The 13,210-nt window shown below is 39.3% G+C and carries 12 protein-coding genes; 5 read left to right on the top strand and 7 right to left on the bottom strand.

Annotated features, from left to right (window positions below; genetic code table 11):
• Positions 1-248 (top strand): hypothetical protein (locus K1X82_12750; protein MBX7182976.1); only part of this gene is annotated, 248 nt, incomplete at its 5' end.
• Between the two features lie 382 nt (positions 249-630).
• Here the strand turns inward: K1X82_12750 and K1X82_12745 are convergent.
• The 6 genes from K1X82_12745 to K1X82_12720 form a co-directional block, all read right to left on the bottom strand.
• Positions 631-2,238, bottom strand: a complete 1,608-nt coding sequence (locus tag K1X82_12745) for a hypothetical protein (GenBank protein MBX7182975.1) — start codon at positions 2,236-2,238, stop codon at positions 631-633.
• Between the two features lie 37 nt (positions 2,239-2,275).
• Positions 2,276-3,106, bottom strand: coding sequence for a hypothetical protein (locus K1X82_12740; GenBank protein ID MBX7182974.1), 831 nt, complete (start codon positions 3,104-3,106; stop codon positions 2,276-2,278).
• A gap of 262 nt (positions 3,107-3,368) precedes the next feature.
• Positions 3,369-3,824, bottom strand: a complete 456-nt coding sequence (locus K1X82_12735; GenBank protein ID MBX7182973.1) for an SRPBCC family protein — start codon at positions 3,822-3,824, stop codon at positions 3,369-3,371.
• Between the two features lie 12 nt (positions 3,825-3,836).
• Entirely contained in the window at positions 3,837-4,301 is a 465-nt protein-coding gene (locus tag K1X82_12730) for a hypothetical protein (protein MBX7182972.1), read from the bottom strand.
• Positions 4,302-4,304: 3 nt separating this feature from the next.
• Positions 4,305-4,802, bottom strand: coding sequence for a hypothetical protein (locus K1X82_12725; GenBank protein MBX7182971.1), 498 nt, complete (start codon positions 4,800-4,802; stop codon positions 4,305-4,307).
• Between the two features lie 25 nt (positions 4,803-4,827).
• Positions 4,828-5,337, bottom strand: coding sequence for a hypothetical protein (locus K1X82_12720; protein ID MBX7182970.1), 510 nt, complete (start codon positions 5,335-5,337; stop codon positions 4,828-4,830).
• Between the two features lie 187 nt (positions 5,338-5,524).
• Between K1X82_12720 and K1X82_12715 the strand changes: the two genes are divergently transcribed.
• Genes K1X82_12715 through pdeM form a run of 4 tightly spaced genes read left to right on the top strand, consistent with a single transcriptional unit; the run spans position 5,525 to position 11,328 of the window.
• Positions 5,525-6,556, top strand: coding sequence for a ligase-associated DNA damage response exonuclease (locus tag K1X82_12715; GenBank protein MBX7182969.1), 1,032 nt, complete (start codon positions 5,525-5,527; stop codon positions 6,554-6,556).
• Between the two features lie 5 nt (positions 6,557-6,561).
• Positions 6,562-8,184 carry an ATP-dependent DNA ligase gene (locus K1X82_12710; GenBank protein MBX7182968.1) on the top strand — a complete coding sequence of 541 codons (1,623 nt, stop codon included), beginning with the start codon at positions 6,562-6,564 and terminating at the stop codon, positions 8,182-8,184.
• Positions 8,171-10,663, top strand: coding sequence for a ligase-associated DNA damage response DEXH box helicase (locus K1X82_12705; protein ID MBX7182967.1), 2,493 nt, complete (start codon positions 8,171-8,173; stop codon positions 10,661-10,663). The genes K1X82_12710 and K1X82_12705 overlap by 14 nt, the downstream gene beginning before the upstream one ends.
• 17 nt (positions 10,664-10,680) lie before the next feature.
• A complete protein-coding gene (gene pdeM / locus K1X82_12700) occupies positions 10,681-11,328 on the top strand; it encodes a ligase-associated DNA damage response endonuclease PdeM (GenBank protein MBX7182966.1) in 648 nt (215 codons plus the stop codon).
• Here the strand turns inward: pdeM and K1X82_12695 are convergent.
• Entirely contained in the window at positions 11,318-12,478 is a 1,161-nt protein-coding gene (locus K1X82_12695; protein ID MBX7182965.1) for a hypothetical protein, read from the bottom strand. The two genes, pdeM and K1X82_12695, sit on opposite strands and share 11 nt — an antisense overlap.
• Positions 12,479-13,210 lie beyond the last annotated feature (732 nt).

Here is a 13,210-nt window from a genome sequence, read left to right as displayed (position 1 = left end):
ATTTCATGCATAAATATACTGAAAATCAATGTATTGTGAATTTATTATCGGGTAAGTTATTAACAATCAGTAAGTTACAAAAAGGAGGGCTTTTTAGACAAACTGTCGTTGCCCGGGGTGCAAACCCTGAGTGCATGGCATTTCCTTACAATTGGCGATCAATTTTCCAATTAAGTAGTATTATTTCCGAATGGACCTTAAGTTTAGTCCAATTTTATGTCTTAAATTTTCTTGAAAAATTGGCCTAACATACTGTTTACTAGACATTTTACCAATCTAAATTAAAAAAACTTGGGACTATTTACAAATTAAAATTGGTATAAAATTCCAAAAAGAAAGCGAAGAAGCAGCTTTATGCTGCTCCTTCGCTTTCTTCTTTTATTGTTCTATCAGGAGGGTTCTACTGTAAAGAATTCGTTTAGCAATTCTGAATCTCCCTAAAAATAAAATTAACCCAAAATTGTCATTTGAAACGAAGTGAACAAATGACAAGCGCGATGGGATGTGGGATGATTTGGGTTAATCCCGAGCTAGTGTTAGTTAGGTTTTCTTACCATTTAAAATTACTTGAAAACCTTACTAACACTTGTCTCGAAACGTAGTTTAAAATTTCTAATGACAATTTTGGGATTAATATTGAGAACAAACCATTGGAGGCAAATCCCATACTTCATTAAATACCACTTCACTGCCATTGGCATCAATGTTTCTCTCTTGCCATAGTCCATAGAAAAAGGCTCCCAAACGGTGCGTTTTACCTTTTACCAATTGACCATTCAAATACCCCTTTTTCATATCTCCATAAGGCAACCATTCATTCGTTTCTTCATCCCAGATTTTTACTGCCAAATTGGGAGCAATACGTTTATTAGGCTTGTTTTCGCATTTACCTCTTACATCGGCTTTAAATGGAATATAGGTTGGGGGTTGTGGTTCTTGGAAATTAAAACTTTCAACATACGAGGTACAACCATTGTAAACTGGCGTAGTTAGAACTAATTGATTTCTAACATATACCTTAAAATAATACTTCTTCGAATAGCAAACAAAATTATTCAATACGGTTCGACTAGTTGATATACCAAGTAATTTATTTGTTGGTGATTCGTATAATTTAACACTAAAATCAAAAAACGGATTATTGGCCATAAAACTATAAGTACCTCTTAAACAAAAACCCTCAGCACTATAAAATGGAGTTAATACATATTCTGTTAAATGCTCCAAGTCCATACTTACCTCCAGCTTCCCATTACCATTGGTATAAATTTCTTTTTCTGTTTCCATTTTAGTTACTCCGGTATTTTCATTTGTACTCCAAACTGGAACCTTATTTCCGGCAGCAATAAATTGTTCTCCAGAATATAGGCTATTCCCATTCAATTCCATTTGAAGTTTTACAGGCTGTGAAAAGGTTTTTACCTTCTTAGTCCCTTTTTTAATTACAATATCCACCAGGCCTAAACTTCCGGGATTAATTCCAGCATCCAGTTTATTACCCAACGAATCGTAATAGATTCCACCCTCTAAACCAGATCCAGGTGCAGAAAGAATGGCTTTTTCGTTTTGGTTATCGAAATGAACCATCGTAAAATCTAGGGTTCCGGTAAGTTGTGTTCCGGCTTCGTCATAGAATTTGGTTCCAGGATTAATAGTTACAACTGCTTTTTCAGCTTTTCCATTGGTAGCTGCTGCTTCAAAGATAATTTCAGCAGTAGTACCTGCGCTTGGAGCTGAAATGGTTCCTATAGAAGAACTTACCCCTTGAGGCAAATCATCCAATTTGGTCATTCCAATAACCACATTGTAATCACCCTCCGCCGGAATGAAAACATTTTTGTACGTAGTTAAATAACCCGGTGCAGAAGCTACTATGGTAAAACGTACCGGCTTATCCTCGGTTGGTACAGTTCCAGGTGATAAAACCATGGCAGTAAAACCATTGGCTACCTCAAAATCCTTGTTACCAATAGCATCCAATACATAATCAGGAAATTCAACATCGCCTGCGGGGTTGCTATAATCGCTTCCACCAATAATTTTTAGGGTAACATCGGCAATTCCAACCGGACTGGTAGAATTATAATCACGAACCTGAACGGAAATATTGGTTTTAAACAATTCGGTATTTACCACTAAATCCACATCTTGTAAAGGATCTTTACAGGAATTATAGAGAATTGCTGTTAAACTTAATCCGGTTACCAGCAAGCTTGTAAGTATTTTTTTTGTTGACATAGTTTCAAAAATTGATTGTTATTCTTCGGTAAGGGTGTTATTTCGTTAGTTTAACGGATAGGTGTAAATTCAGGTAAGGGAAAAATCGATAACCGCTTAAGTTATCTTGTAATTGTTGTTGTTCATCTTTGGTTTGTTCAATTAATTTGGTTGCATCAATACTTACCTGAGGCTTACCATGGTAAAAACAACCCAATTCAAAACCAAAACCTACCCGTTTTTTAGGAACTGCTCTTCCAAAACCAATACCTAAGTAAGGGACAATTTTGCTGCTTTTTACATCAAAATGAAGGGTTCCGGCATTTTCACCATTAACGACAATGGTACCGTATTGGAGTGTATCGTTATAAACCATTCCATACTTATAGTGATTAAGATTATAAGCCACACCACCGGTAATATGAAAAGACGATTTAGTCACCGGAAAATAATCCACCATTAAACTAATAGCACCCAGGGTTAAATCAGGACTGTGTTTTAGATTAACATCAAAAAAGTTACCTTCAAAAGAAGTATTCAACTTAAAATAATTAAATCCAACCCTACATGAAAGCTGATCCAGAAATCGAATACCTATTGCACCGCCCGGTCCAATAGTGCCGACCTGAAGATGTACAGCCATACCAAAATTCAATTTTGAATCGCCTTTTACTTTGGGTTCCTTATTGGTAGCAATTGGTTCAGTTGCAACCACATTGGGCGAAACTTTCTTCAAGGAATCAGGAAGAACTGTTTTGGCTATTCTCACCGTATCTGCAACTCCAATGGAATCCGTTCCGGAAGATTTAGCGGAAGGTGTTGATTGCCCTGAAGAGAACAAACTTGTACCTAAAAACAAGGCCAAAACGAGGGGTAATTTTATTTTCATCCGTAAATATTTAGGACAAATCTAACCTAATTTTTAACAAATTTTAAAAACCCGAATTATTCTTTTAAAAATCCGCAACTGTTTGGGGTTCGGTTCGGGTAGGGATAGCAGTGGAAAGCCCACAGACGACCGTGGCGTTAGCCCGGGCGGCGAGGACTTGGAACGAATAGCCCGACCATAAGCCCATGCAATCTATTCGGAATTTGCACCCTTGTTTATGGGCGAATGGGACCCGCCAAATAAAAATTAAACTTATTGAAATTCAAATAATTTGCTTTAGTTTTTTCAAGTAAGAATTCATATCCTTTCTGGCGCCAAAGCGAAGGAGGAAACCGGGCAAAGAAAAGCCCAAAGCCTTTTTTACAATGGCATGATCAAAAGTAACCCGGTATAAAAAAACGCAACGAGTGTCGCTAATTTTTTGAAATTCCCTGCTGCTTCGTAAATAAAAAGCAGAACCTGGAAGCGTTTCATAGACCACCTTAGTATATGGCTCATATTCAATACATTGAAGAACCAATAAATGATTTTGCAAGCGATTTGACAAGTTTGAATATTCATTGGCACGAGTACCCAAGCCCGGCTTTTCCAGCATATTGGTTTGGTTTATTTCCTTACGCCAAAGGGAATCGTTCTCTAAATTGGAGAGGTATTCAAAAGCTGTTTCAATGGAAACAGGAAGTTCTATTTTACCTGCAACTTCGGAGGTAACCGGCATTTCTAACTGAAATTAATTCTGTTCAAAGGTCACTAAATCGCTGCCTTCGCCTCCACCTGCAGCCTTATTCAATTCAATTTTAGTAGCCGATTGACTTCCAATATACCAGGCGCCATTCAGATCTTCGAATTTATTGACAGTTCCAAATTGCAAGGCAAATATTAAATCATCCAACACATTGGTACCGGTATTGGTATCCATGGTATACCAGCTTCCAAGCACATTATCATTTGCACTTACCGCGGTAATATCGCCTTCTTTTGCGAACTGGAAAGAATAGCCGTCAAACTGAACAGTTTTATCCTCACCGGAAGCAGAATACAACGTAATTCTCCAGGTACCAACCTGCATATTATTGGTAATTTGGGTCTGAATGATGGTGGTTTGGTCCGAATCGGAGGTTTTCTTGCAGGAAGAGAAACCTATTCCCAAAATAAGTAACCAAAGCACAATTATAAATTTGTTAACTTGTTTCATGTATTATCTTTTTTGAATTGAAAATCCATTTTTTTCACCATAAGCTGCTTGTGCTGCATCTAACTTTTTCATAAATGCTTCCTCTTCCACTACTACTGCGTTGAGGTTTGCAATAGCAACTTCATAATCCGTTTGAGAAGAAGTCGGAACTAATTTTTCAAACGGAGTAAAGGCATCTTCTACCAGCTTATTTTCAAAAACCAAAAACTCTATCATGGCATCCCGAAGCTCTCCTGCCCCCTTTCCAACGTCTTTCATTTGTTTTATTTCCTTTATTTTCCTTTCAATCAGTTTCATCATCTCCAATCGGGCCTCCTTTAAAACTGAACAATCCTGGGTTTGGCTACATTCATTTAATACTTGTCCCCATTTCATACCTTTTTCATGGAGACTATCTGTAATGGAAATGATTTTATCATGATACTCCAACGGACTTAATTTCTGGGCAAGGGCAACATTTCCGAAAAATGGGAACAGAAGAAGTAAGAAAAATCTATTCATGAAAATTTAATGATTACAATGCTACTTATTTGTTACGACTAATAATAATACCATTATTCTTGGCAAAATAATCCTGAGCGGCAAAGAGTTTTCCCATGTATTCAGTTTCGTATTTAGCCATGGATTGCAGGTAAGTCATGTGCTTTTTGAACTCTTCTTCAGAGGTTTGAGCTGTTAGCTTTTCAAATGGCATCCAAGCCTTTTCGACTGTAAATTTTTCAAAATTCAGGAAATCCAACATGGCCATTCTAAACTCATAAGCACCTGGCATAATATCCTGCAATCCTGAAACCTGGGTTTTTGCTCGTTCAATTGCTTTATTCATCTCAACTCTTGCCTTCCATAACTTGGAATAGTCTTTTCCATAATAGGCAGTTTTTAAAACATCCCCCCATTTAAGACCGTTGCGATACATGGAATCCGTGTAGGAAATTAAGTAGTCGTTGTATTCAACTGCACTTCCGTATTGAGCACTCAACTTACCTGAAAAAAGTAGGAAAAGGCATCCGAAGAAAAGGATTTTTTTGAACATCATTGAGAATCCAAATATAAAGCCAAAATTGTTTCTAACCCATTAAAACTTTAGGTCGATAGTCTAAAACCCATAAACTGTTCCAACATCATCATCCTGTATTTAATCCAAAAATAGATTAACAAAGTCCGGTTCAACAAAGAAATAACCGGAATATTTATCTTTGCTTGACCATCAACAACAAGCATTTATGAATTTGAGGAAATCGGAGGCTGTGCTACAGTTTTCACCATCCAGCATTTATTGTCAGGCCGCCGATATTCATATTGACCCCTGGAAACCGGTTAACCGGGCCATAATCACCCATGCCCACAGCGACCATGCCAAACCGGGATGCAGACATTACCTGGCGCATAAAGATTCAGAAGCCATTTTGAGAATGAGACTTGGTTCAGATATTTCCCTTCAAACCGTGGAATACGGAGAGAAATTCAGCATCAATGGCGTTACTTTTTCCTTGCATCCGGCAGGACATATTTTGGGTTCGGCACAAGTCAGGGTGGAATCATCCGGTCAGGTTTGGGTAGTAAGCGGGGATTATAAGGGACAAGATGATGGATTTTGTCAGGCCTTTGAACCCGTCAAATGTCATCATTTCATTACCGAATCAACCTTTGGTTTACCCATTTACCATTGGAAACCTCAGGTTGAACTGATGCAAGAAATAAAGAATTGGGTCATTTCCAGTATAAGGCAGGGCAAAACCCCGGTTTTAATGGGATATGCACTTGGGAAAATGCAACGTTTGATTCAAGGATTACAACCTTTCGACTTTCCGGTTTTTGCTCATGGAGCCATATTTGGTGTTAATGAAGAATTAAGACGTTTTGGGTATTCTTTGCCCTTTATTCCACTCTTAACTCCTGATACTCCAAAACAAGATTACAAAAAAGCATTAATTCTTGCCCCCGGTTCTGCACTAAATTCGCCTTGGATGAACAAATTTGAACCATACGCTACCGGCTATTGCTCCGGTTGGATGGCTGTTCGGGGAGCTAAAAATCGAATGACTATAGACCGGGGATTTGTACTTTCAGACCATGCCGATTGGAAAGAACTCAACTCCATCATTTCTGCCACAGAGGCCGAACATATTTACGTTACTCATGGATTTACTGCCAGTTTCACCAGGTGGTTGAATGAAAAAGGTTGGAATGCCAACGAAGTAAAAACCATGTATGGAAACGAATCGGTACAAGAACCTGACACCCACCAAGCCTAAGTTGTATGAAAGATTTTGTTGCACTTTTCCAAAGCTTGGATCAAACTACCAAAACCAATGAAAAACTAGCTTTACTGAAGCAGTATTTCCTTTCGGCTCCGGATCAAGATAAAATATGGGCCCTGGCCTTGTTTACCGGCCGCCGTCCACCCCGCCCTTTTAAAACAAGCCAAATACAAGAATGGGCTTTGGAAGTTGCAGGCATACCTGAATGGCTTTTTAAAGAAAGCTATCACAGTGTTGGGGATTTATCCGAGACCATTTCCTTGATCCTTCCACCTTCCAATCCGGAAATAGCAAAAACCTTATCAGAATGGTTTGATTGGTTAAAAGAATTGAAAGGAAAACAGGAAAACGAAGTTCAAAAACAAATTCAATGGGCATGGACACAATTAAACGGATTCGAAATCTTCGTTTTTAATAAGCTTATGATGGGAAGTTTTAGAATAGGCGTTTCCCAAACCTTGGTGATTCGTGCTATTGCAGAGGCTTATCAGTTAGATGTCTCCGGTTTAACCCACCAATTAATGGGAAACTGGGACCCCTACACCACCTCCTTTGCCGATTTGCTATCCAATGAATCTTCCCAAAACAGAGATTCTAAACCCTACCCTTTTTACCTAGCCTTTGGGTTAGAAAATCCGGTAGAACAATTAGGGCATCCGGATGACTGGTTTGTGGAATGGAAATGGGATGGAATTCGATCCCAAATTATTGTTAGAAATCAAGAAATTTATATTTGGACCCGGGGCGAAGAATTAGTGACCGACAAATTTCCGGAATTGAATTTTTTAAAAGAAACACTGCCTCATGGAACTGTTTTAGATGGAGAAATTCTAGCCATTTCTGAAAAAGATCATCCAAATTGGAAACCACTGTCATTTAATATATTACAGAAACGTATCGGACGAAAAAGTTTAAGTAAAAAATTCCTGCAAGAATATCCTGTTGGATTAATGATTTACGATATTTTAGAATGGGAAGGAAAGGATATCAGACAACAAAGCCATCATTTGCGAAGATCACAACTGGAGCAGCTTGCATCCGAATTACAATCCAGGCCAACGATTAAACTATCTGAAACCATTCCTTTCAATACCTGGCATGAATTGGAGGAATTACAGCCCAAAGCCAGACTTTTTGATGCAGAAGGTTTTATGCTCAAACGAAAAACCGCCAGTTACCAGGTTGGTCGTAAAAAAGGCGATTGGTGGAAATGGAAGGTAAACCCCTTTACTATTGATGCCGTTCTAATTTATGCCCAAAAAGGCCACGGGAGAAGGGCCGATATATTTTCCGATTATACTTTAGCAGTGTGGGATCAGGATAAGCTTGTGACCTTTGCCAAGGCCTATTCCGGACTTTCAGATGCTGAGCTTTTGGAAATTGACCGATTTATCAAACAAAACACCTTGGAAAAATTTGGTCCGGTTCGAACCGTGCGCCCCGAATTGGTTTTTGAAATTGGATTTGAAGGAATTCAGCAATCAAGCAGGCATAAATCCGGTATTGCTGTTCGATTTCCTCGTATCATGCGTTGGAGAAGAGACAAAACCGCCAGTGAGGCAGACTCCCTGGATAACTTAAAAAATCTATTAAAATCGGAAATAGGGCATGACCAAGGGTGAACGTTATTTGCAACTGTGGCTACATGAGTTGGGTTGGGAATTGGCCGATTTTCAAAACCAAGCTATTCAGGAATACCTTCAAGGAAAAAGTGGATTGGTAAATGCTCCCACCGGCTCCGGGAAAACTTTTTCCTTGTTGTTTCCGGCTTTGGTTTCATTTATGAACAATAGTTCCAACTATAAATTAGCCAAGCCACCCGGACTTCAAATAATTTGGATTACCCCTCTCAAGGCGTTGACCAAAGACCTTCAACGAAACATGCAATGGGCATGCGATGAACTTCAAATTCCCTGGCGAATCGGGATTAAGACCGGAGACATGGATGTGGAAGAAAAAAAGCTACAACGTAAAAGTTTGCCTGAAGTATTACTGATAACTCCTGAAAGTCTGCACCTGCTTTTTGCCCTAAAAGAAAATTCAAGGCTTTTTGAAACGCTGCAACTGGTGGTGGTGGATGAATGGCATGAATTGCTGGGAAGTAAAAGAGGTGTTCAAACAGAACTGGGAATAAATCGCTTGAAGAATCTGGTTTCAAATTTGAAAATTTGGGGAATTTCCGCCACCATTGGCAACCTGGAACAAGCATTATCTGTGTTGGTTGGGCCTCACTTCCCTGAAGGAAAATCCACCATTATCCGTTCCAATTTATCAAAGGAAATACTGGTCGAATCCGTATTGCCCGATGAAGTAGAACAATTACCCTGGGCCGGACATTTAGGCATTAATCTGTTGGATAAGGTAATGCCTTTGGTCTTTAACAGCACCACTACCCTACTCTTTACCAATACCCGATCTCAAACAGAAATTTGGTATCGCTACATAGCCGAGAAATACCCCGAACTTGCCGGCTTGGTAGCATTGCATCATGGTTCCTTGGATAAAGAAATTAGAATTTGGGTAGAAGAAAATCTGCATAAAGAAAAACTAAAGTTGGTAATTTGTACTTCCAGCTTAGATTTAGGGGTCGATTTCAGACCGGTGGAAACTGTTATTCAAGTGGGTAGCCCTAAAAGCATTTCCCGATTTATACAACGCGCCGGGCGAAGTGGACACCGTCCGGGAGAGACCAGTAAAATCTATTTTGTACCAACCCATTCCCTCGAACTGATCGAGGCGGTTTCCCTCCGAATAGGAATTAAAACCAACCAATTGGAAGAACGAATACCCTATGTTCAATCCTTCGATGTGCTGATTCAATACTTGGTTACCCTGGCCGTAGGTGAAGGATTTAGAGAGCATGAACTGTTTAATCAAATTCTGCAAACTCATGCTTTTCAATACCTAAACCGGAAAGAATGGGAATGGATGTTACAGTTTATAACTACTGGCGGACAATCCTTACATGCTTACGATGAATTCAAAAAAGTTGAAATAATCGACGGCGTTTACCGGGTCAACGACCGAAGAATAGCCATGCGCCATCGCTTAAGTATGGGAACCATTCTCTCCGAAGCCTCTATGAAAATTCAAACTATAGGCGGTAAATACCTTGGAACAGTGGAGGAATACTTTATTTCCAGATTAAAGCCCAGTGATGTTTTTGCTTTTGCCGGTATGAATTTAGAATTTATTCAAAGCAGGGGATTAACAGCAACGGTGAGGAAAACGAATAAAGATAAAGCTAGTGTTCCCAGTTGGTTAGGTGGTCGAATTCCACTCTCATCCCAACTTTCATCGGTAATTCGAACCCAGGTTGAAAACGCCTTAAACCCACACAATACAGAACCGGAAATCATAAAGTTGAAACCGTTGATGCTTCTGCAACAGCAACGTTCTGCCATTCCTTCCAACCAACAATTGCTCATTGAACAGGTACAAACCAAGGAAGGTTACCATGCCTTTGTTTTCCCATTCGAAGGACGATTAGTCCATGAAGGAATGGTTGCATTACTAGCTTTTCGAATCAGTCAAATTCAACCTATCAGCTTTTCAATGGCCATGAACGACTACGGCTTCGAATTGCTTTCTGACACCGCTTTCAACCTAAAAGAATTGCTGGAAACCTATGATCTTTTTTCAACAAATTACCTCTTAGACGACATACAGCAAAGCGTTAATTCCATTGAGCTAGCCAAACGTAAATTCAGGGAAATTGCATCCATTTCGGGTCTGATATTCCAAGGATTTCCGGGTCGAATGCGAACTACCAAACATTTGCAAACATCAACAGCTTTACTTTTTGATGTATTCCTGGAGCACGAACCTGATAACTTACTTTTTAAACAAGCCTTTCAGGAAGCTTTGGATCAACAATTGGAAGAAGTAAGATTAAGAAATGCGTTACAACGCATTCAAAAACAGGAATTTAAATTCACATTTCCGGAAAAACCCAGCCCCTTTGCCTTCCCAATTATGGTGGATCGAATGAGAGACCAATTAAGTTCTGAGAAACTGGATGATAGAATCGCCAAAATGATAAAGCAATTTGAGGAGAATCCAAAAACAAATAAGCCTAACCGTCAAACCCAAAAATCCTAATTCCTAACTTTGACCGGGTGAACATTACCTTAAACAATCAGAATTTCCGGGTATTTCCGCAGAAAGCCTTGTTTTGGACCGAAAAAAAATTTCTTCTGGTTGCAGATGTCCACCTAGGCAAAATCTCTCATTTCCGTAAAGCCGGAATCCCTATTCCTGCACAAGGAATTAATCGAAATTTTCAAATACTGGATGAACTTATTCAAGAATCTTCCCCCATTAAACTCTTTTTTCTGGGCGATCTCTTTCATTCTGATTACAATTCCGAATGGGAACTTTTTTGTCAATGGAGAAACAGCCATGCAAACCTGGAAATGGCTATCGTTCTAGGAAATCACGATGTTTTACCAGCCTCCCTGTATCAACAAGCGAATTTGGAAACTTACCCGGAGGAATATTTGGACCAATCCATTTGCTTGAGACATAGTCCATTGACCGTTGCCCATCCCCAACAAGCCTATGTCATCTCCGGCCACCTGCATCCTTGTTTTAATCTTTATGGAAAAGGACGGCAACACCTTCGTTTACCATGTTTTTATTTTGGCAAAAATCAAACCATCCTGCCCAGTTTTGGTCACTTTACCGGAGGTTTCGCCATTGAGCCTGAAAGCAATGAAACCATTGTTTGTGTCTCTGAAAACCAACTGATACCCATTAATTTTTAGCTTTTGCCAGGTATTTATTTACACCAATCTTAACTACTTTACCTTCCTGCAATGCTTGGTTTCGAATAGCATTTAATCGTTGCATCTCTTGATGAATCTTTCCCGAATCCAAGGCCGATTTCATCCCTCCTAACTCTTCTATCCATAAAAACTTTTCCCAAGTCATTTTTAAAACCAAATCTGTTAATTGCTCAACGTAATAGGCACCATAACCCGGATCATTTACCGAGGCAAAATTTCCTTCTTCTCTTAACAAATTCTGAATATTCAATGCCAACCTTTGTCCATTTAACGCACCTGAATCGTGTGGATGAACAACAACCGAATCTGCCGTTCCTGAGATGGCCGACATAGTCATGGTGGTAAGTCTTAATAAATTGGTATCCGTATCAACTTGTGCCGATTCACGTTCCGATGTTTCCGATTGAATCCAAACCAAATTATTGCAATGAATAGCGCCTGCCAAATTAGCCCATGCCAATCGAAACGCCCTGATTTTGGCTATCTCCAGAAAATAATCGGTTGAAATCCCAAACCTGAATCGAGGCAAACACCGGATTCCTTGATTTTTTTCTTTCCCACTTGCCAAGGCAATGGCTAATTCCAAAACCACATTAGCCCCTTCCAAATGATAAGGCAAACAATTTACTTCCAAGGTAGAATGAATAGGAAACAAGCGATTGGCCTCTTCCCATAAATTTGGATTGGAAATACTAACCGACCCTTGAAAATCCAACTGATTGCTTTGAGTTAAAAACAAATGTAATTCATGCAACTTTTCTATATCTCTAACAAAAAAATGGGTTTGTATATAAGCCAATTGAACTCCTTTTAATTGCTGCATCAAATTCGGAGAAACTTCTTCTATATACAAGCAATTTGCACCAAAATTTAAAGCCTCTAAAATTTGTTCATTCCTGGTGTTGGGGTAAACCGGAAAAACCTGTTCCCAACCACCTTCTGTTTTGTCAGGTAACAAACCGGAAATATCATGGTTAACAGACTCACCTTCAACAAAATACGGAAACAAACTCAGTTCTTCTGCAGGATTTCTTTTTATTAAATCGTCCACGTGGGCGTCCTTCAATTCCTTGGTAAAACGGTTCATCCAATCCTGCTTGGAATACTGCTGAAAACTAGCGTTACTCATAAGGCAAAGGTAAGTTTTTGAACTTTATAATTCGATTGATTAGTACTATTTTTAATTGGTATGCGGGCCCCCTTCGCCTACCGGTTTTCACCAAACTTCCAGGCAGGTGCAAAGGCTTCGGGTCACGCTTTCAGCTGTAGTCCTCGTCGCACTTGGCTAGCGCCGCGTGCTCCTGTGGGCTACTTGCTTCAATCGTTGCCCGGGGTGCAACCTCTTTAAGTAATTACTGTCCCAACTATTAACGGTATCTATTTTCACACTGCAAGAAGTACTTTTTATTTATTCCTTTTCGCCAAACCTTCTTAAGTCCTGAAGCATGATGGGTTAGAATGGTATTCCGTCCATATTTGGAAACCTATTATTGCCCATGATTCGAAGCAAGGTTTAATACCTCAACAAACTAGGGTCAATTGAAAAAGTCAGAAATACAGCAGATGCAAAGCGACAAGGTGAAACTGTATACATAAATATTGCAAACCGCAGACAACGAAGCTGATGCTGAATTTCTGTCTAACGAAAAAATTACTAATTCAATAAGGATAAAAGTTCAAGGGAATTTGGAATATTATAACAAGGCCGAGGAGACAAGTTTTTAGGCCAATTTTTCCTGACTTCCGCGTTTTAACACCCAAAATCAAAAATGGTATTTAATTGCCTTTGTTCATCTGTTAGAAGTAGTGTTTTGGTCAAAGTTTTACCTGTTTGAGGTAAACTGATGGTAATTTCCATAAT

Source organism: Bacteroidia bacterium (assembly GCA_019695265.1).
Classification (GTDB): Bacteria; Bacteroidota; Bacteroidia; order JAIBAJ01; family JAIBAJ01; genus JAIBAJ01.
The sequence above is the reverse complement of the archived record's forward strand: the minus strand, read 5'-3'. Positions and strand labels throughout refer to the sequence as shown.